The organism is Nocardia sp. JCM 34519.1 (assembly GCF_020361265.1).
In the GTDB taxonomy this organism is placed as follows: Bacteria; Actinomycetota; Actinomycetes; order Mycobacteriales; family Mycobacteriaceae; genus Nocardia; species Nocardia arthritidis_A.
Genome location: NZ_JAIRBR010000003.1, coordinates 301,287 through 321,499 on the forward strand (window position 1 = coordinate 301,287; position 20,213 = coordinate 321,499).

General features: G+C 67.5%; 15 protein-coding genes. 5 read left to right on the forward strand and 10 right to left on the reverse strand.

Annotated elements, in window-relative coordinates; all coding sequences use genetic code 11:
* The first annotated feature begins 82 nt into the window (after positions 1–82).
* A complete protein-coding gene (locus LGY53_RS10825) occupies positions 83–2,305 on the forward strand; it encodes a TIM-barrel domain-containing protein (RefSeq protein WP_225726520.1) in 2,223 nt (740 codons plus the stop codon).
* Here LGY53_RS10825 and LGY53_RS10830 read toward each other — a convergent pair.
* The 7 genes from LGY53_RS10830 to LGY53_RS10860 all read right to left on the reverse strand — a co-directional run bounded on the left by LGY53_RS10830 (position 2,280) and on the right by LGY53_RS10860 (position 13,386).
* Positions 2,280–4,178 carry a beta-galactosidase gene (locus LGY53_RS10830; protein WP_225726521.1) on the reverse strand — a complete coding sequence of 633 codons (1,899 nt, stop codon included), beginning with the start codon at positions 4,176–4,178 and terminating at the stop codon, positions 2,280–2,282. The two genes, LGY53_RS10825 and LGY53_RS10830, sit on opposite strands and share 26 nt — an antisense overlap.
* Before the next feature lie 93 nt (positions 4,179–4,271).
* Positions 4,272–5,201, reverse strand: coding sequence for an ADP-ribosylglycohydrolase family protein (locus LGY53_RS10835; protein ID WP_225726522.1), 930 nt, complete (start codon positions 5,199–5,201; stop codon positions 4,272–4,274).
* Between the two features lie 97 nt (positions 5,202–5,298).
* On the reverse strand, positions 5,299–6,174 hold the full coding sequence (locus LGY53_RS10840; protein WP_225726523.1) for an NAD-dependent epimerase/dehydratase family protein: 876 nt from the start codon (positions 6,172–6,174) through the stop codon (positions 5,299–5,301).
* Between the two features lie 64 nt (positions 6,175–6,238).
* Complete coding sequence (locus LGY53_RS10845; protein WP_225726524.1) at positions 6,239–7,432, reverse strand: MFS transporter; 1,194 nt, start codon at positions 7,430–7,432, stop codon at positions 6,239–6,241.
* Positions 7,429–8,508, reverse strand: coding sequence for an alpha/beta hydrolase (locus LGY53_RS10850; RefSeq protein ID WP_225726525.1), 1,080 nt, complete (start codon positions 8,506–8,508; stop codon positions 7,429–7,431). The genes LGY53_RS10845 and LGY53_RS10850 overlap by 4 nt, the downstream gene beginning before the upstream one ends.
* A gap of 56 nt (positions 8,509–8,564) precedes the next feature.
* A complete protein-coding gene (locus LGY53_RS10855; RefSeq protein WP_225726526.1) occupies positions 8,565–11,762 on the reverse strand; it encodes a BTAD domain-containing putative transcriptional regulator in 3,198 nt (1,065 codons plus the stop codon).
* Between the two features lie 97 nt (positions 11,763–11,859).
* Complete coding sequence (locus tag LGY53_RS10860; RefSeq protein WP_225726527.1) at positions 11,860–13,386, reverse strand: aldehyde dehydrogenase; 1,527 nt, start codon at positions 13,384–13,386, stop codon at positions 11,860–11,862.
* An 83-nt stretch (positions 13,387–13,469) separates the two neighbouring features.
* On the opposite strand from LGY53_RS10860, the gene LGY53_RS10865 reads away from it, so the two are divergent.
* Genes LGY53_RS10865 through LGY53_RS10875 form a run of 3 tightly spaced genes read left to right on the forward strand, consistent with a single transcriptional unit; the run spans position 13,470 to position 18,180 of the window.
* Positions 13,470–14,768, forward strand: a complete 1,299-nt coding sequence (locus tag LGY53_RS10865) for an MFS transporter (protein WP_225726528.1) — start codon at positions 13,470–13,472, stop codon at positions 14,766–14,768.
* Positions 14,769–14,799: 31 nt separating this feature from the next.
* Positions 14,800–14,961: a hypothetical protein gene (locus LGY53_RS10870; protein WP_225726529.1), complete on the forward strand. Its 162-nt coding sequence runs from the start codon at positions 14,800–14,802 to the stop codon at positions 14,959–14,961.
* Between the two features lie 6 nt (positions 14,962–14,967).
* Positions 14,968–18,180 carry a BTAD domain-containing putative transcriptional regulator gene (locus tag LGY53_RS10875; protein WP_225726530.1) on the forward strand — a complete coding sequence of 1,071 codons (3,213 nt, stop codon included), beginning with the start codon at positions 14,968–14,970 and terminating at the stop codon, positions 18,178–18,180.
* Between the two features lie 23 nt (positions 18,181–18,203).
* Here the strand turns inward: LGY53_RS10875 and LGY53_RS10880 are convergent, their stop codons facing one another.
* Complete coding sequence (locus LGY53_RS10880; RefSeq protein ID WP_225726531.1) at positions 18,204–18,590, reverse strand: nuclear transport factor 2 family protein; 387 nt, start codon at positions 18,588–18,590, stop codon at positions 18,204–18,206.
* Positions 18,591–18,671: 81 nt separating this feature from the next.
* Here LGY53_RS10880 and LGY53_RS10885 point away from each other — a divergent pair, with 81 nt between their 5' ends.
* Positions 18,672–19,037, forward strand: a complete 366-nt coding sequence (locus LGY53_RS10885) for a helix-turn-helix transcriptional regulator (RefSeq protein WP_225726532.1) — start codon at positions 18,672–18,674, stop codon at positions 19,035–19,037.
* Here the strand turns inward: LGY53_RS10885 and LGY53_RS10890 are convergent.
* Both LGY53_RS10890 and LGY53_RS10895 read right to left on the reverse strand, forming a co-directional pair.
* Positions 19,004–19,609 (reverse strand): DUF4232 domain-containing protein, encoded by a 606-nt coding sequence (locus LGY53_RS10890; RefSeq protein WP_225726533.1) that lies wholly within the window; start codon positions 19,607–19,609, stop codon positions 19,004–19,006. The two genes, LGY53_RS10885 and LGY53_RS10890, sit on opposite strands and share 34 nt — an antisense overlap.
* 187 nt (positions 19,610–19,796) lie before the next feature.
* The gene (locus tag LGY53_RS10895) at positions 19,797–20,192 is read right to left on the reverse strand and encodes a hypothetical protein (RefSeq protein WP_225726534.1); all 396 of its coding nucleotides are present in this window, start codon (positions 20,190–20,192) and stop codon (positions 19,797–19,799) included.
* Positions 20,193–20,213: the final 21 nt, after the last annotated feature.

Genomic DNA, 20,213 nt, shown 5'->3' on the forward strand with positions numbered 1-20,213 from the left:
CGCGTCGTGCTTGATCGGGTGAAAGTCCTGTGAGGTTCCTGTGTGGAGAGTCGCGCGTCTTGTTCTTGGTTTGTTGTTGGCGATGGCGGGCACTTTGGTCGCCGTGCCTACGGCCGACGCCGATTCGGCGGGCCAACTCGGCGATCTCACCGATGTCGCCGTGGATGGGTCGATGACGACGCTGTCCGCGGGTTCGGCCGCCGTGCGGGTGAGTTTTCCGAATTCCGGTGCGGTGCGGGTGCATTTGGCTCCGGACGGGCAGTTCACGGATCCGGCGGGCGACAAGATCGTGCTGCCGACCGGGGCCGCGCCCGCGGTTCCGAATAGGGTTGACAGGGGCGACTATTGGGCATTGTCGACGGACAAGTTGACCTTGCGCGCCTACAAACATCCGCTGCGTTTCGCGCTGTACGACGCCGCCGACACCCGGCAGATCTGGGCCGAGACGGCCCCGCTGTCCTGGACCCAGGACAGCGCCACGCAGAGTCTCGGTCGCGGCGAGCAGGAACAGTTCTTCGGCGGCGGCGAACAGAACGGCCGATTCAGCCATCGCGATCAGACCATCAAGATCTTCGCCGACGACAACTGGAACGACGGCGGCGCACCGAATTCGCAGCCGTTCTACCTGTCCAGCAACGGATATGGCGTGCTGCGCAACACCTTCGCGCCCGGCGAATACACCTTCGCGGATCCGGTGCGCACCACACACAAGGAGCGCCGCTTCGACGCGATATACGTCGTCGGCGACCGCCCCGAGCAGGTGATCTCCGCTTACACCGCGCTGGTGGGCCGCCCCTTCCTGCCGCCGATCTACGGATTGGAGATGGGCGATTCCGACTGCTATCTGCACAATGCGAACCGCGGTGAACGCCACACGATGGATGCGGTGAAAGTCGCGGATGGTTATGTGCAGAACCAGATTCCGAACGGCTGGATGCTCGTCAACGACGGATACGGTTGCGGCTACGAGAATTTGCGGCAGGTCGGCGAGGGTCTGCGCAACGACGGCATGCAGCTGGGCCTGTGGACCGAGAACGGACTGCCGCATCAGGACGAGGAGGTCAAGGCCGGGGTGCGGGTGCGCAAACTGGATGTGGCCTGGGTCGGTCCCGGCTATCAGTTCGCCCTCGACGGCTGCGATACCGCCCATCGCGGTATCGAAGACAACAGCGATGCACGCGGATTCGTCTGGACACCGGTGAGTTGGGCCGGGGCGCAACGGTGTGCGGTGCTGTGGAGCGGTGATCAGTCCGGCTCCTATGACTACATCCGCTGGCAGATCCCGACCTACGCCGGTTCGGCGATGTCCGGAATCGCCTACAACACCGGCGATGTCGACGGGATCTTCGGCGGCAGCCCGCAGACCTACACCAGGGATCTGCAGTGGAAGGCCTTCCTGCCGACCATCATGTCGATGGACGGTTGGGCGCCCGCCGACAAACAACCGTGGCGCTACGGCGAACCGTACACCTCGATCAACCGAAAATATTTGCAGCTCAAGGAAAGACTGCTGCCGTACAGCTACAGTTACGCCGTCGAGGCGAACCGGACCGGCGTCGGCCAGATCCGGCCGCTCGCGCTGGAGTATCCGGACGATCCCGCGACCTGGGGTGATCAGGCGCGTTACGAATTCCTCTGCGGCAAGGACTTTCTCGTCGCGCCGGTGTACAGCGATACCGAGGTGCGGGACGGGATCTACCTACCCGAGGGCACCTGGATCGACTACTGGACGGGTCGCACCTGGACCGGCCCGACCACGGTCGACGGCTACAACGCTCCGCTGGACACCCTGCCGCTGTTCGTCCGCGCCGGGGCGGTGGTGCCGATGTGGCCCGACGGCACCCGATCGTGGCGGACCCGGGACACCGGCGTACTCGACCTGGACATCTATCCGCAGGCCGAAGGCGCCTTCACGCTCACCGAGGACGACGGGGTGACCCGCGCCTATCAGCAGGGACAGCAGGCCACCCAGGACTTCACCGTGCGAACGCCCGATTCCGGGGTGGAGGTGACGATCGGGGCGAATGTCGGTTCGTATCAGGGGAAACCGGCCGCACGGCGTTATGAGCTCGCGGTGCACACCGGTGTCGCCCCGGATGCGGTGCGCACCGATGCGGGCGCGTTGACCCAGCGGGCCGGCAAGGCCGATCTCGACAGCGCGCCCAACGGCTGGTGGTATGACGAAAACGACCGTGGCGGAATCGTTTACGTCAAAACCGACCCGGTGGATGCGGCCGCGAGCGGGACGGTGTGGCTGACCGGCGGATCGGACAGCGGTTTCAGGACAGGGTCGGCGCGAAGGTGATCGGCTTCGCCTCGGTTCGATGCAGGTCGAAGACGATGATCCGGTTCTCGCCCTCGCGCAGCCATGGTCCGGGGCAGAACAGCCGCCGCTGCGGGCCGACGGTCCAGTAACGACCCAGATTCCGGTCGTTGACGTAGACGAAACCCTTTGTCCAGCCGGACATGTCGAGGTAGGTGTCGGCGACGGTGGTGAGCGGGACGGTGGCCGAGAAGAACATTCCGGGCCTGCCCGGATCGGACACCGTCGGCGTGAGGCCCGCGATGTAGGGCTCGTCCATCGGCAGCAGGAAGACCTGCCAGCCGGTGAGCGGCCCGCCGTTGCGCAGCGAAACGGTTTCCAGGATGCCCTTCCTGTCGACCATCGCGTGCCCGAAGTTGGTGCGCCCCATGCCTTCTACCAGAATGTCGAGCACCGGTTCGGAACCGGTCGATCCGGGGTCGGGCAGCGTGAGCGGGTCGTTGTTGTTGGTGACGTTCAGGCCGACGGAGAGTTCGTCGGGGATCCGGGCGCGGGAGAAGCCGCCTGCGTATGTGTCGTTCAGGAATACCGTCGCGTAGTCGTGCACCCACCTGATATCGAGCGCCGCACCGGTATAGCCGGTCAACGGTTTGCGGTAGAGCGCGAAACCGAAGTTCTGGCCGTACATTTCGAACGGCCGCGGATCGTCGGTCTGGTCGGCGGGGAGGGCGGCGGGCAGGTTGTCCCAGACCGAGGCGTACGGCTCCGGGGTGAATGTGTCGGCCGGGAGCGTCGGAATCGGTTCGGGAATATCGGGTAGCGGGGTGGTGAGATGGCTGCCGATGAGGTTCCGATAGGTGCGATAGCGGTCGGTCGCCACCCCTTGTTCGGTGATCGGCGCGCAGTAGTCGTAGCTGGTGATATCGGGCTGGTAGTTGCCGGATGAATTGTCGGCGTTGGCGCCGGCGAAGAAGCCGAAGCTGGTGCCGCCGTGAATCACATAGATATTGAAGGACAGGCCCTGTTCCATGAAGGCCTTCAGATCTGCCGAGATATCGCTGTCGGCGCCCTGGAATGTGGGATCGCCCCAGTGGGTGAGCCAGCCGGGATACACCTCACCGGCCATTGCGGGTACCGCCGGAAAAGCCTTGCGCGCCTCGGCGATAGCCGATGCGCTCCCGCCGCTCAGCGCGATCGCGCCGCCGGGGACATTGCTGTGGTTGGACCGCACCTGATCGAGGCCGTCCTCGGTGTAGAACGGCCCGTCGATGCCGCCGTCCACCCAGAGTTGCCTTATTTCCGCCGGATATTCCGGATCGTTCCCGTACGACCCGTACTCGTTCTCGATCTGGATCATCAGGATCGGGCCGCCATTGCCGATCATCAGCGGCCGCACCCGGGGGATGAGTTGATCGAAATAACGGCGTACCGCGGCCAGGTAATGCGGATCGTCCGCCGATTTCACCCGCAGCTTGATATCCGCATTGCGCAGCAGATAGGAGGGAATGCCGCCCAGATCCCACTCACCGCAGACATACGGCCCCGGCCGGAGCAGCACCCACATGTCCTCTTGTTGGCACAACCTGATGAAACTCTCGAAATCCCTTCTGTCCGTGGTGAAGTCGAAGACGCCCTCTTGCTCCTCCAGGTAGTTCCACATGATATAGAGCGCGATCGTATTCATTCCCATGGCCTTGGCCATCCGAATTCGATGCCGCCAGTATTCCACTGGAATGCGGGCCGGATGCATTTCGCCGCTGCGTATCTGAAAGGGTTTGCCGTCCAGCAGGAATGCGCTCCCATCCGCCGCGAACCCGAACGAGTGTTCCGCCGCTCGCGCCGGGATGGTCCCGGTGACGGCCATGGCGGCGAGCGGGCTCAGCGCGCTGATCGCAAGAAAACGGCGTCTGTTCACCCATCGGATGATGACACCGATGCACCGCTCCCGTATTCCCCAGTGGGTTGGGGAATCGCTGAAAAGAATTCGGTTACAAGGAAATTGGTGACGTCAGGGCAGCCATCTCCGAATGAATCCGGAGTTCTTCCGCCGTCGGGCGCGGACCGGATCGAGCCAGCCGGGCAACGGTTCTCGCGCGGCGAGCCATGCCGGTGGTGCGCCGGTGTGTGCGGCGACGATGCCGCCGACGATGGCGCTGGTGGTGTCGATATCACCGTCCGCGGCAATGCAGGTGGCGACGGCCGTCGGGTAGTCGTTCAGATGCGTTGCCGCTACCCACAGCGTGAAGGGCACCGTGTTCTGCGCGGTTACCTGGGATCCGTTGCCGAGTTCGGCCGCGGCCTCCTCGAATGACGAGCCGAGCAGGGCGCGGGCGCGACGAATCAGTCGGCTCGTCTCGCCGTCGTCGAGCCGGTCGAGGATGGCGGTGATGAATTCCGCTGGGGCGGGCCGAATCCCGCTCAGGCGAGCATGGGCGGCCTGACCGGCCGCGAGTGCGACCGCGACCGCGCCGGCGACGCCTTCCGGATGCATATGCGTCACCTGCGCCGAGCGAATCGCCTCGGCGGCAATCTTTTTCGGGTCACCCGCGAAGTAGGCGCCCAGCGGCGCCACTCGCATGGCCGCACCGTTACCGCAGGAACCCTGATGATCGAATGCGGCTCCGGCCGCCGTCCGCCAGTGCACACCATCACGGATGCGCCGCAAGGTGTCCGCCGCCAGGAAACCGTAGTCGCGGCTGCGGTCGAACCGCCTCGCGAAGGCGCCGGCCAGCCGGTCCTGATCGATCCCGCCATGCCCGAGGAGTTCTGCGACCACGCTGCAGGCCATTTCGGTGTCGTCCGTCCACCGCCACGGCCCGCCCGGCAGGTCACCGGCCCGAAGATCCGGAATCGACCGCCGCATGATCGGAAACTCCGCGCCGAGCGCGTCCCCCACGGACAGTCCATCCAGTGAATCGAACATCAAATCGACATGCATCACGACCGATGGTATCCGGAGCGCCGGATCATGGTGTTTCGGGCGACGAATCCGAAAAAGCAGACCCCGAGCGGGCACGGCGGCGGGATCGGCCGCGTCAGCGGTAGGAGCCCTCCTGGATATCGGAGACCGCGCTGGGGCCCTTGGGTTCCCAGGACAGCAGGTCGCGGGTGGACTCGGCGCTGACGGACTGGTCGAGGGCCAGGGCATCGGCGAAGAGCGCGCCCAATTCGGCGCGGGCCTGGTCGATGGGCCAGGTCTGTGGGGCGGCCGTCACACCCGCCGCTCGGCCCGCGGCGGACGCCAATTCGCGGACGGGGACGGCGGATTCGGTCACGCCGTGCCAGATCTTCCCGGCGGGCGCCCGTTCGACGACCTTGGCGAACAGGTCGGCGAGATCGTCGATGTGCACCATCGGCCAGCGCACCGAATCGTCGGCGACGATCAGCGGCGCCTCGTGTTTGCGGGCCAAATCGACGAGCAGCGCGGGGATTCCACCGCCGCGACCGTGAATGATTCCGGGTCGGACGACGGCCGTCCGGACACCTGCCTGGGCGAGGGCGAGCACCTGGTCCTCGATCAGGGGCCGATAGCCGACGATCGGGATCGGGTTGGTCGCGGAACGCTCGTCGGCGGTGCCGCCCGCGGTGGCGCCGAGCACCCAGACACCACTGGTGTAGACGAAGACCCGGTCGGTGCCGCGCAGCGGCCGGGTCAGCGCGTCGATGGCCGCGGCATCGGTGTCGGCATCACCGCTCGGTGTCGCCGCGTCGATGACGGCGTCGATATCCGGAGTCACCGCGGCCGCAAGGGAATCCGGATCGGTCAGGTCGCCGATTCGGCGTTCGTAGCCGTCGGGCAGCCTCGTTTCGCCGGAACGGACCAGGGCGACGATCTCGTGGCCGAGCTCCGATAGTTGTTGTGCGACAACCGTTCCCAGGTAACCGGTGGCGCCGGCGATGAGAATTCGCATGATATTTCGCTCCTCCAGAACAGATGATTCAGTGGTTGATGTGACAAGTACGGCGATGCCGCGTTTATCGCCGCCGACCGCCGAGCGCGACGGCGACGATGGCCACGGCGCCGAAAACCGCCCCGGTGATCAGCACCCCGCCAACGGATGTCGCGTCGACGATGATGCCGCCGAGCAGCGCACCGAGCGCGACGGCGAGGTTGTATAGCGAGGTGTTGAGCGCCGTTGCCGCCTCGGCGTTATCGGGTGCGGCCCGCAGAATCCAGGACTGCACGCCGACCGGGATCGCGCCGAAGGCAACACCCCATACGAGTAGGACCGCGATACCGCCCACGGGCGTGCTGCCGACAATGCCGAACAGCGCCAATGCGGCGGTCAGAAGGGCTGCTGCCCAGATGAGAGCGCGGCGGGGGTCGCGGGCCGCGGCCGATCCGCCCGCGAAGGTGCCGAGCACACCGGCGACGCCGAATCCCAGCTGGGCCGGTCCGATGGCGGCGGCACTCAGGCCCGAAAGATCTTGCAGCGCCGGGCGGATGAAGGTGTAGGCCGCCCAATGCCCACCGACGAGCAGGAATGTCGCGATCACGCCCGCACGGACGGCCGGAATACGCAACTGCCGCAACAGCTCTCGCAGGGACACCGCGGTTTCGGCGGATAGTCGCGGCAGCAGCGCACCGAGTGTGACCGCCACCACGACACCGAATCCGGCGACGACGAGGAAGGCCACCCGCCAGCCGCTCAGATTGCCGATGAGCGTCGCGGCCGGAACGCCGAGCACATTCGCCACCGTCGCCCCGCCGAAGGCCAGCGAGGTTGCCCTCGGAATGTGGTGCGGCGGAACCAGTCTGATCGCGCAGGAGGCCGCGAGCGCCCAGAATCCGCCGATGGCGACGCCCACAACCGCGCGCGCCGCGAGCAGGACGGCGAAGCCGGGGGCCGCGGCCGAGACCAGAGTGGCGGCCAGCATCAGTCCCAGCAGGCCGAGCAGCACCAGCCGCCGGTCGAGCCGTCCGATCGCGACGGGCAGCACCGGCGCGGCGACCGAGGCCACCAGCCCGGGCAGGGTGACGGTCAGCGCCACCGCGCCCGCCGAGACGTCGAAGGTGCGGCCGATGGGCGTCAACAGCCCCACCGGCATCGCCTCGACGGTGACCATCGCGAAGGTAGCCGTCGCCACCGCGGCCACCGCCAGCCAGTTCCGGAAGGTGGCGGGCGAATGACGCAGAACCTGGTCCGGCACAGCGGAATCGGCGGTCATCGCCGCGAATCCTGTTCCGCAACAGCGGATTCGCCCCCGAGATACCGGTCCAGCCAGCGCAGTGCATGGCCCGCGGCGACGCTGACGTACGGATCCTGGTCGTATAGCTCGATGTGATTGTGGGTGTCGAGCCAGACGAGTTCTTTCGCGCCCTGTGCGGCGTCGTACACCTGCTGTGCGTATTCGGGCAGCAGCGCGGTGTCGGTGGTGCCGTGGATGATCTGCAGCGGGGTCGGTGCGACGAGCGGGGCGTGTACCACCGAGTTGTAGCCGAAGTACGGCTCGAGCGAATCGGCGGTCAGCTTGGGTGACCAGTTCGGCGCGTCGTCGTGGTCATAGTAGCTGTACGCTTCCGGATTCGGCATGGCCGCCACCGGAATTCGGTCCGTGAGACCCTCGGCGATGGTGGGAATATAGGCGATCTCACCGGTTTCGTACTGCCGCCGAACCAGATCGTTGACCTGTCGGACATAGGCGGCGAAGCCCTCGACGCCGAAGAACTGCTGGAAAGTGCCGCCGATGTCGTAACCGCCCGCGATGGAAACCACGGCGGCGAGCCGCTTGTCGCGCGCGCCGAGCGACACCGCGTACCCGCCGCCCATGCATACGCCGACGGCCGCGACGCGCTCCGGATCGATATCCGGCCGCGTGCGCAGATAGCGCACCGCGTCGGCGTAATCGGCGATGACCTGGTTCGGGTCGTAGCGGAAGCGCGGTTCCCCTTCGCTTTCACCGAAATTGCGTGGATCGAAGGTCAGCACCGTGTACCCCGCCGCACTGAATCGCTCGGCGTAATGCGGCAGCGTCTGCTCCTTGACGCTGCTGATCGGACCGCACATCACCACACCGGGTGTCGGCTCACCCGCGGCGGTGGGCGGGCGGTACAGGTGGCCCGCGAGGGTGACTGCGCCGCCGCGGAAGGTCACCGGCTCGCGCCGCGCCGGATCGGCGCGCAGCAGATTCGCGGGGTTCGCGGGCAGGTAGTACCGGCTCGGGTCGGCGATCTCGCCTATGGCGACGGTCGTCGGCCGGATGCGGATCGACGGCGTCGCGGACGTGGGCTGCTCGGATCTCATGGCTTCCTTTCAGACGGACGCGGCCAAGGATGGCCGCGTCCGCTGATACCGCCCTGTCAGCGACTGCCAGCGGGCTGCCCGAGATCGTCGAGCAGCGTATGCAGCCGGTCGGCGGGCACGCTTCGGCCCGCGGCCAGCGCGGCTTCGAACCGGCCGCGCCCGAGCACGGTGCGCGCCACCGTATATGCGCGGTACGCATCCGGATTGCGTTGGGCGTCGGCGGCTTCGAGACCGCCGAGTAGCCGTGCGGCCCGCTCCGGCTCCCCGCTGGCGAGCAGCGCCAGCGCGTAGCCGACCAGCACCGTCGGCAGGAGCATCGGTGCGCCGGCGGCGGCCAGCTCACGGGCGCGCCGGAGTTGCCTTCTCGCGGTATCGATCCGATCGATGTCGAGCAACGCGATCGCGTAGTTCGTTCGCCCGCAGATCTCCTCGACGACGAGGTTGGCCGCCGGTTCGTCCGCACCCTCGTCGAGGGATTGCCGATACAGCTCGACGGCGGTGTTCGGATCACCTTGCCGCAGTGCCGAATCGGCCTCCGCCACGCGCAGCCACCGCAGTGTGTGCTCCGGCACCCGAGCGTTCACCCGTTCCCGCGCGCGTGCGAGATAGGTTGTGCCGCGGTCGATGTCGTTCTGCTGCAGATGTAACTGGGCGGCCCGGCGCAGCACGCCGATCACCTCGTCGGCGCCGAGTTGCTCGGTCAATAATCCGGTCGCGCGCGTGATCAGCGGTGTCGCCGCGGCGAGACCGTCGGTCCGGATACGAAAGAACGCCAGCAGCAACAGCGCTCGGCTCAATCCGCGCGGCTCACCGAGCCGATCGAGACCTGCCACCGCGGCCTCGAGATCGGCGACCGCGTGCGCGACGGAGCAGGCGTCGCCACGCATCCGCTCGAGCGCCGACATGACGAGGGCATTGCCCCGCAGCCAGTCATCGTCGGCGGCGATGCAGCCGGACATGGGTTCGGCATTGCCGCGTTGGTATTCGCGCAGGGCCGCGAGCAGCACGAATACCGGGTGCGGCCGATGCGTCTCGGTCAGGGCGGTGGCGACCAGGCGATCGAATTCGCCTGACGGATCCGGGATCTGGTCACACCGCAGCAGGTCGTGATACGGGGGCAGGAAATGCGCGTAGGCGAGCGCGAGATAGTCAGCGGTGGCGCCCGGCGGCACCCGGCCGCCGACGAGCGCGTGGATGCGGGACCGCCAGGCCTCGGCCTCGTTGCGCAGCCCGCACAGCAGCCAGTGCCAGACCAGGCTGCCGTACAGGCGAATCGCGCGTGCGCCGTCGCCTGCGTGCACCGCCCAGCGCAGTGCGGCAACGCAATTGGCGTATTCGCCCGCCAGTTGCCCTGCCGCCGCGTTCTGGTCCGCGCCCAGCAGCCGCCCCGCGAAGGTTCTGGCGAATCCGATGAAGTAGTCCGCGTGCGCGGCCGCCAGCGCGTCGGCCTCCCCGGCGGCCACGAGTTCCGTTGTGGCATAGGCGCGGATCGTCTCGGCCATCCGGTATCGGACACCGTCGAACTCCACCAGTGATTTGGCGACCAGTGCGGCCAGATTGTCGGTGGTGTCCATATCGCCGCCGCAGACCCCGATTACGGCGTCGAGGGTGGCGCCGCCCGCGAATACGGCCAGCCTGCGCGCCACCGCGAGTTCGCCGTCGTCGAGCAGATCCCAGCTCCACGACACCGCCGCACGCAGGTTGCGGTGCCGGTGCCGTTCATCGCGAGTGGTCGAGCCCAGAAACCAGAATCTGTCGTCCAGCCGGTACGCCACCTGGCTGATGGGCAGTGTGTGCATGCGTGCGGCGGCGAGTTCGAGCGCCAGGGGCATGCCGTCGAGCCGCCGGACGATGGTGGCGACATGGGCCCGATTGGCTTCGGTCAGCACGAATTCGGGTCGCACGGCGCGAGCGCGATCCATGAACAGCCGCACCGCTGGTGCGTCGGCGGTGCGGGCGAGCGACGCGTCCGGCTCCGGAACCGCCAGGCTGCGAACCGGATACAGCGTTTCACCCTCGATGCCGAGTGGTTCCCGGCTGGTGGCCAGCACGGTGAGGTCCGGGGCCCGCCGCAGCAGCTCGGCGGTGAGCTCGGCGGCCGCGGTGACGACATGTTCGCAGTTGTCGAGAACCAGCAACATACGGCGCGGCGCCAGCACCCGGTCCAGCACCGCATCCAAGTCGGTGCCCGGCTCGACGGCGCCGAGTGCCGAGATCAGCGCCGCCGCGACGGCCGTCGACGGCGAGCCGCCGGTGTGTTCCGGCGCGACGCCCGCGAGCTCGACGAACAGGCATCCGTCCGGCCATTCCGTTGCGGTGGCGGCGATTTCGGAGGCGAGCCGGGTTTTGCCGACGCCACCGGCGCCGGTGAGGGTGACCAGCGGGGTGCCGATGAGCAGTCGCGTCACCCGCATCATGTCGGCCTCGCGGTCGATGAAACTCGTCCGGTGTCGCGGGGCTACGGCGGGACGGTCCGGGATACGCACCGCAGGTGCCGGATCGGCTCGGCGGGGCTGCCGCATCGGTGTCCGGGTGTGCGCGGCGGTCAGCGCGTCGCGCAACTCCCGGGATGGTGCGGCGCCCAGTTCGGCGTGCAGCAGGGTTCGCGTCGACCGGTAGACGCGGTGGGCTTCGGCCTGATGCCCGGCCGCCCGCAGCGCCGCGATGCGGCGGGCGGCCAGTGTTTCCCGGAGCGGGTGTGCCGCGCATTCGGCGGCCAGGTCGGCGACGATCTCATCGCCCTTGCCGAGCGCGAGGTACAGATCGGCGCGACGTTCGATGGCGAGCAGTCGCTGTTCGGCCGATCGTGTTGCCAGCGTCCGTATTTCGGTCGTATCGCAAACGTCGGCGAAGGCCTGCGCGCGCCACAGTCCCAGCGCCAGATCCAGACTGCGCGCCGCCCGGTCCCGGCGCCCGGACTTTTCCCAGTCGCGGCTTTCGTCCAGGAGCAGACCGAAGCGGTGGATGTCCACCGCATCGGGTTCGATAGCCAGCTGATATCCCTGTTCCCGCCGCACGAGCAGCTGCGGTCCTATCGCGGCGCGCAGGCGGCTGACCAGTGCTTGCAGCGCATTATCGGCCTTCGCCGGCGGCCGCTCGTCCCAGATACCGTCGATCAGCCGGGGTGCCGGGACCACCTCGCCCGCGCGAATCGCCAACAGCACCAACAGGGTTCGCAATCGAGATCCCTCGATCGCGATCTCGTGGCCGTCCTCGACGAAAGCCGACACCGGGCCCAGCATCCTCACCTGCACGAATCCTCCTCGACCCGAACATGATTACCGGATTCGCCGTCCGGTGTCGATCGGGGTCGCTTCGCGCGGGCAGGCCGCCGGGTCCGGATGCTTCGGCTCAGCCTCGGGTTTCCAGCATCACGGTCTTGAGTTCCGTGTACGCCTCGAGCGCCGTGCGGCCGCCCTCCCGGCCGAGTCCGGAGGTCTTGTAACCGCCGATGGGGGAGTTGGGCATGAAGGTGTAGCCGTTGACGCCGATCGCGCCCGCGCGGATCCGGCGGGCCAGGCGGAAGGCGCGGCCGAGGTCGGCGGTGTAAATCCCGGCGGCCAAACCGTATTCGGTGTCGTTGGCGATGCGAACGGCCTCGTCCTCATCGGTGAAGGGGATCACCGCGAGCACCGGACCGAAGATCTCCTCCTGCGCCAGGCGGATGCGATTGTCGACCTGGGTGAAGATGGTCGGGTTCACGAAATTGCCCGCGCTGAGCGCACCGCCGGGACGATCGCCGCCCAACAGCAGATGTGCCCCGTCGCGGGTGCCGCTTTCGATGTAGTCCAGTACGGTGACGAGCTGACGCTTGTTGACCAGCGGTGCCGCATTCGTCTCCGGGTCGAAGGGGTTGCCGAAGCGCACCGAGGCCGCGACTTCCTTTGCGCCGTCGAGAAATTCCTCATAGCAGTCGGCATGCACCAGCGCGCGCGTCTGCGCGGTGCACTGCTGGCCGGACATGCCGAGCGCGATCATGCTCATCACCGTCTTGCCGACCGCACGGACGTCGGGTGCGTCGGGGAAGACCAGGCTGGGGCTCTTGCCGCCGAGTTCCAGGGTGACCCGCTTGATATTGCCCGCGCTGGCCGTGAGGATGCGCCCGCCGACGCCGCGGCTGCCGGTGAAGCTGACCTTGTCGACGCCGGGGTGGGTGATCAGCGCCTCACCGGACTGTGCGCCCACGCCGGTGACGAGATTGAAAACCCCTGGCGGCAAATCCAATTCGTCGATCAGCTCGGCTATCGCGAGACTGCTCAAGCTGGCGTACTCGGAGGGTTTGAGCACCACCGTGCAGCCCGCGGCCAACGCCGGTGCGACCTTGTTGGCCAGCTGCAGCACCGGCGCGTTCCACGGCACGATCGCCGCGACGACGCCGACCGGCTCGCGGAAACTCAAGTACTGCAGGTCGCTTCGGTCGGTGTACTGCGGATACGTCTCGCCGGACAGCTTATCGATCCAGCCCGCGTGGTAATCGAAGATGTCGGCGGCGAATTCGGCCGAGAGCCGATACTGAGTGGTGAAACCGACCGGCATACCGTTCTCCAGCGACTGGATGCGGCTCAGCCGAGGCGTCGCCTCGCGCAGCAGTCGCACCAGCGGCTCGATCATCCGCTTGCGCTCCCGTGCCCGCAGCCGAGGCCACGGCCCCTCGTCGAATGCCCTGCGGGCGGCCGCGACCGCGCGGTCCACATCCGTCGCCGAGGCGTCGGCGATCGTGGTCACCTCCTCGTTCGTCGCCGGGTTCAGGTGATGCCAGCGCCCGTCGGAGACCGAGTCGACCCATTGGCCGTCGATATAGAGGCGGCCGGGCGTGATCCCCAACTCGTCGCGATAGGGCAGGACGGACAGCTCGGTCGAATTGTCGAAAGTCGTCATGGCGCAACCCTGTCCGGCCGTGCGGACGCGGGGCTGACAGCTTTTGTCAGCGCGGTATCAGCATGCGCGTTCAGGCTTCCGGCATGGTGAACAACACGATCCGGCACGTGCCCGTTGCCGCACGGCTGCGCATGCCGCCGACCGCGGCGTTCTGGTTGCTGGTGGTGGCATTGGCCCTGATGCTGTTCGCGTCGTCGGCGCCGTCGCCGCTGTATCCGGTTTATCAACGGCTGTGGCACTATTCGGCGCTCACCTCGACCGCGGTCTACGCGATCAATGTGCTGGCGCTGCTGGCGACCCTGCTGGTCACCGGATCCCTGTCCGACCACGTCGGCAGGCGACCGGTGCTGCTCACCGCCGCCTCGGCGGCCTTGGCGGGCACCGTGGTGTTCGCCGAAGCGCATTCGGTCACATGGCTTTTCGCCGGACGCGCCATTCAGGGTGTTGCGGCGGGTCTGTCGACGGGCGCGATCAGCGCGGCGCTCATCGATCTGCAGCCGCCGGGCACCCGCCTGGGCGTGCTGATGTCCAGCGTCGCGGCCGGCGCCGGGTCGGCGGCCGGAGCATTGTGCTCCGGCCTGCTCGTCGCCTTCGCGCCCGCACCGACCAGCCTGGTGTTCTGGCTGCTCGCCGCGGGATTCGCGGTGATCGTCATCGGCGTGTTCGCGATGCCGGAGACCGTGGTCGCCGACGGCCGCCACCTCGACTCGCTGATCCCGAAAGTATCTGTGCCGCCGCAGGTTCGGTCGGCCTTCCGCACGCTGCTGCCCTCGATCGTCGCCACCTGGTCGATCGGGGGACTGTATCTCTCGCTGGGAAGTTCGCTCATGCGCGCGCAATTTCACCTGAACAGCCCGCTGGCCGGTGGTTTGGTGGTGGTCGCGGCCCAGGCGCCCTCCGTGATCGCCGCCGTGGCGACCAGGGATTGGACCATCGAGCGAGCGCTGCGACGCGGTCCGGTCTTCTTGCTCACCGGGGTAGCGGTCGCTTTGCTCGGCGTCGGGACGCACACTGTATGGGTGTTTCTGGCGGGATGCGGTATCGGCGGACTCGGTTCCGGACCGACCTTCAACGGCGTGTTGCGCATGCTCGTCGGAATGACGGACGCCGATCGGCGCGCGGAGGTGGTCACCGCCGCCTATGTCGCGGCGTACCTGGCGCTGAGCCTGCCGGCGGTACTGGCCGGACTGTGCCTGAGCCGATTCGACCTGTCCGTCACCGCCTTCGGCTACGGCGTGGTGGTGATCATGCTGGAACTCCTGGCCCTGTTCAGCAGCCGCCGTCATCGCGCGGCACTGGCCGAGCTCGCGGCGCCGCCCTGTCCGACACCGTGCCCCGGCACCGTCGCGCCGAACCCTCGGGTGGTCGCGGCCCATGCATGAATCATTTACCGCAGCAGGAGAATACGTCACTATGTCAGCGACCCTGGATCGACTGAACATCATCGAGACCTGCACCCGCATGGCCTGGTACGCCGATCACCGGGAATGGGAGCGGCTCGGCGAGATATGGCGGATCCGGGCCGTCGTCATGACCGCGACCTGGGGCGACGGCAACCAGGATCTCGTCGGTTAGCCGCTGATGCAGGTACAGCTACTCGGGCCGGTCGCGATCATCGGCGATGACGGGAATACGGTGGCCATCGGCGGGCCGCGGCTCCGAACGCTGTTGGCGCTGCTGGCACTTCGAGTCGGCGAGGTCGTCCCCACCGAGCGGCTGATCGACGGCATCTGGGGCGAACGACCGCCCGCGGATGCCGGAAATGCCTTGCAGACGTTGATCAAACGGCTGCGCGCCGCCATCGGCGCGGACCGGGTGGTGCGGCGTATGCCCGGGTACCTGCTCGCGCTCGAGCCCGACGCGGTCGACACCTTTCGTTTCACCCGAATGCTCGCGGAAGGAGCCCGGCTGCGGACCGCGGGCGATGCGTGGGCGGCCGCCGCCGCCTTCGACGACGCGCTCGCGCCGTGGCGTGGCCGGGCCGCCATCGCCGGTGTGGTCGAGTCCGCTGAAATCGCCGCGGCCACAGCGATTCTGGCGGATCAACGGTTGACCGCCATCGAGTCGAGGGCCGATGCGTATCTCGCGCTGGGGCGGGGCAGCGAAGTACTGCGTGAGTTGTTCGAAGAAGCCGCGGCACATCCTGTCCGGGAGCCGCTGGCCGCGCGGCTGATCGGCGTTCTGACCGCCGCCGGACGGAAAACCGAAGCGCTACAAGCATTTCAGCGCATCGAGGATGCGTTGCGTGCGGAACTCGGCGTCGAGCCGTCCGCACTGCTGCGGCAATCGATCGTCGGCCTGGTCGAACTCCCATCGGCTTCCGCTCGGCGCGAAACCACCGCGCCGCCGCGCCGGCTCACCAGTTTCGTCGGCCGCGGCGCCGACGTCGACGAGGTCGCATCGATGCTGCGCCGCGGGCGGCTGGTGACGCTCATCGGCGCGGGCGGTGTCGGCAAGACCCGGCTGGCGACCGAATTACTGCGAGCACACGGATCCGAGTGGCCGGACGGCTACCTGTTCGTCGAGGCCGCGGCGGTGGCGCCGGAACGCCCGGGATCCAGTAGATACACCGCGCTGGGGGCCGCACTACTCGCGGCGGCCGGAGTGGTGGAGGGCGACCAACCCGGCGAGGATTGGATACCGGGCCTGGTGCGTGCGCTCTGGGCGCGCAGGATGCTCTTGATCATCGACAACTGTGAACACGTCCTGCGGGCGGCGGCGGAGACCATAGAGCAACTGCTGCAACGACTTCCGCTGCTCACGCTGCTTACCACCAGCCGGGAGCCGCTGGGCGCCGCCGAGGAACGCCGTTATGTGGTGCGGCCCTTGGGATTACCCGGCGATACCGATACGGCCGAACATGCGGTGGACAGTGCTGCGGTGCGGCTGTTCATCGATCGAGCCACTTCGGTACGGCCGGATTTCGCGGTCACCGAGGAGAATTACCCCGACGTGCGCGCGATCGTGCGCCGGCTCGACGGTCTGCCGCTGGCCATCGAACTGGCGGCCGCCCGGTTACAGGGCCTCCCGCTGTGCGAGGTGGCGACTCGACTCGACGATCGGTTCCGCTTGCTGACCAACGGAACCCGGCTCGCGGCCGCCCGGCATCGAAGCCTGCACGCGGCGGTCGCGTGGAGCTGGGACCTGCTCAGCGAGCCGGAGGGCGAATTGGCCCGCAGGATGGCGATTTTCGCGGGCGGGGCGACCCCGGAACACCTGATGCGGGTGTGCGGCGACGGGTTCGAGGTACCACGTTCCGATATCGCCGAGGCGGCGAAATCGCTTGCGGCGAAGTCGTTGATCGAGTTCGACGGCGAGCGCTACCGGATGGTGGAGACGATCCGCGCCTACGCGGCGGCGGAAGCGCAGCGGACAGGCGAGGCCGAACGGTCGGCTCGCGCCCACGCAGACTGCTTCGTCGAATTCGCGGAAACGGGCGCACCCGGTCTGCGCGGCACAACCCAGCGCGAATGGTTGCGCCGGTTCGCGGCCGAGCAGGGCAACTGCCGAGCCGCACTGCAATGGGCGGTCGACAACGCCGACCGCGAGCGATCGGTGTGCCTGTTCGGAAACCTGTTCTGGTACTGGCATTCCAGTGGGCAGTGGGGTGAAATCCGAACCTGGCAGCCGGCGGTGCTCGCGGTGGTCGGCGACAGCGCGCCACCGGGTTGCACGGGACCGTACCTGGTATGCCGCTACGGCCGGTACGTGCCCCCGTACGTTTCTCTCTTTTGGGTGGTCGAGATCCCCCACGACACAGGCGAATTCGAGCGATCGGTCCGCGCGGCGACGACGGAGGGCCGGGCGCCGCATCCGATGTTCGTATTGATCCTCGCGCGACGGGAGTACGAGCGCGGTCGCCCGCGATTACTGACCGACTGCGCCACCGCCGACGACGCCTGGCTGCGTGGTCATGCGCTGCAGATGAGGGCCGTGGAGGAAATCGACTTCGATTCGCTGCCAAGGGCTCTGGCGGATCTGGAGGCGGCCGTCGGCTGTCTCGGCGAATCCGCCGACCCGGGAGCGCTGGTTCGGGCGCTGTTGATTCTCGCCCACGTCCGCGTCAGGTACTTCGGGATCGGCTCGGCCGCCCCATTGCTGGCGCGGGCCACCGGAGAGCTCATCGCCGATTTCAGTCCGAACGATCGGGTGGTCGCGATGTGCGTCGCGGCGTGGCTGCATCTGGTCGGCAGCGATATCGGTGGTGCTGCAACCTATCTCGCATGCGCCGAGGAACACGATGACGGGCGGCTGATCGAGAAAGCGCTGCGGCCGCTGCGTGCGAACCAGGCGCGCCTGGCGTCGCGACAGGGACGGCACCAACGGGCGATCGAGCTGTTCGGCCGTTTGTTCGGTGGTCCCGATGCGCCGCGGGCGCCGCTGCCCGGCCGCCGTGGGCTGGGTCCGCTGGTCGAAGAGATCTACTGTCGTGTCGACTTCGCGATCGCCCTGAGCGATGCCGGTCGACTGAATTCCGCACGGTGGCAACTGGAGATCGCTCGCGAACTCGGTGCGGCGGCATCCCCGATCATCGTGCCCGACATCGCCGTCGGCTACGCGCACGCGGCCATTGCCACCGGCGATGTCGAGCGCGCCGCACGCATTCTCGGCGCCGTCGTCCGGCAATACCGTCGCATGGGTCGGCGCGTACTCGGCCCCGACGTAGAACGAGTCATGGCGCGGGTTCGCGCGAACCTGCCCGAGGCCCGCTGCACCGAACTCGCCGACGAAGGTGCGGCAATGGACCTCGGCGAACTGCTCGCCGACACCGGAGCCGAGGCGTCTGTCGCCTGAACGACGCTGTCCCACACCGGCGTTCAGACGGCGAAGAAGCGCTCCATCATCGGCACATCGGAAATGTGGGTATCGATCGTCGTGATGCGGCCGTCCCGGCAGGTGAAGACGATGGCCAGCCACTCGTCGAGTTCGGCGTCGGCGCGGCGGGCCGTGTTGTGCACCGTGACCGCGATGCTGCGGTAGCCCAGGTGCAGATGTTGCGGTTCGATCGTCACGTTTGCCGAGGTGATGGTCCGCGCCCGGTCGAGCACCGCGGACGGGCCGTGCGCCTCGCCGGAGATCGGGCCGGTGCCGGGCAGCGTCCACACCACGTCCTCGTTCAGCGTTGCCCGCGCGGCGGGCCAATCCTGCGCGCTGACCGCGCGGAGGAATTCCTGTACTACGGCGGCATCGGGCGAAACGGTCACCGGTCGACTCTCCAGTTCGATAGTTCGAATTTATGGAACTATCGAACTGTAACTGTTCGTGGGTTCGAATACAATCGAACAGTGCCATCACTCCCACACCCCGACCGCGCGCAGTTGCAATTGGCGGATGTCCTTGCGGCTCTGGGGCATCCGCTGCGATTGCGGATCGTTCGAGCGCTGGCCACGGGCGAGGAACGCAGCTGCGGAACAGTGCTGCCGGACGGTGCGAGCGTGCCGAAATCCAGCGCCAGCCACCATTGGCGAATACTGCGCGAGGGCGGTGTCGTGCGCCAGCGCCGAGACGGCCGCTACCTGATGGTGTCGCTGCGTCGCGACGATCTGGCGGCGCGGTTCCCCGGGTTGTTGGATGTCGTTGTCGCGGTTGATACCTCGGAGGCCAGCGCGGCGGGTGATCAGTTGCCGCCGACGCCGACCGGGAATACGTAGGGACGTGCGTGCGTCGAGCCGAAGAGATCGACGACCTTACGGCCGGGCCAAGGCCAGGGGAAGCTGACGGTTGTCGAGGTGTTCGGCGGCGTCACGAGCAGACGGGCCGGGTCGATGGTCAACGATGTGGCGTTCGCGTCGGGATGCTCGGGGTCGAAGACGCCGAGTCCACCGGAGGTCTTCGCCGAGACGGTCTGGCCCGCCGAGACCGTCACGGGTACAGGCGGTTTGAACTGTTCGCGGTCGAAATCGTTCGTCTGCCCCGCTGTGTCGACCAAGGCCACGCCCGGAAATCCGTTGAGCGTGCATGCGCGACCGGAAACGTTGGTGAAGTCGATTTCGGCGACGACCGCGCTCGGTACGGGCTGCTTCGCATCCCAACCGGGAATGCCGACCTTCAAATCCGAAGCCGCGCATGGGATATCGCCGTTCGACTGCTGCCGCGAGTCGACGCCGGAGGGTAGCGCGACGGATGCGGTGGTGGTCGGGGCCGCTTTGTCGGTCGATCCCGAACATCCCGCCAGAGCCAGCACGGCGGATCCGATCACCGCTGCCCACATGGGATGTCGCATGTCCGTCTCCCGCATCGTCATGAGATGGCTGCTGGCCCACCTCCGTCTGCCGGGGGACAGTAGGGTCGAGGTGCTGGCGCGTCAATCCGGCGCGCCGGACTCGGACCGAGTCACACGGTCGCCCGCGGATCCGAGCGTTCCCAGGAACGGATCGCCACATCGAGTGTTGCCGACGGCGGCGAACGATCTATCCGTCCTCGATATCGGAGATGAGTTTGGTGGACAGATCGCTCTGTACCGCCAGCCGCGTGTGCCCGGCATCCGGTCCGGTGCCCCAGGTCAAGGTGACGGTTGTGAACAGATGCCCCGCACCGGAGTCGTGATAGTTGGCCTCCCAACGGGTCGGGACGTCCTGCGCCCGCAGCACACCGTCGGCATGATTGGCCTCCTCCCATGCGGCGAGGCGTTGGCGCAGATCTTCGGTCAGGTAGTGAGCGCGCAGCTCATCTCCCAGGTCGTCGGTGCCGTCGCTGACCGCATCGATATAGGCCGCATAGAAATCGGCGACCCGATCCACCGCGAAATCGGGGCTGCCCGCACGAATAACACTGCCCTGCGCCGTATTCGACTGAATTTCTGACATCAAAGCCCCCTTCGATCACAA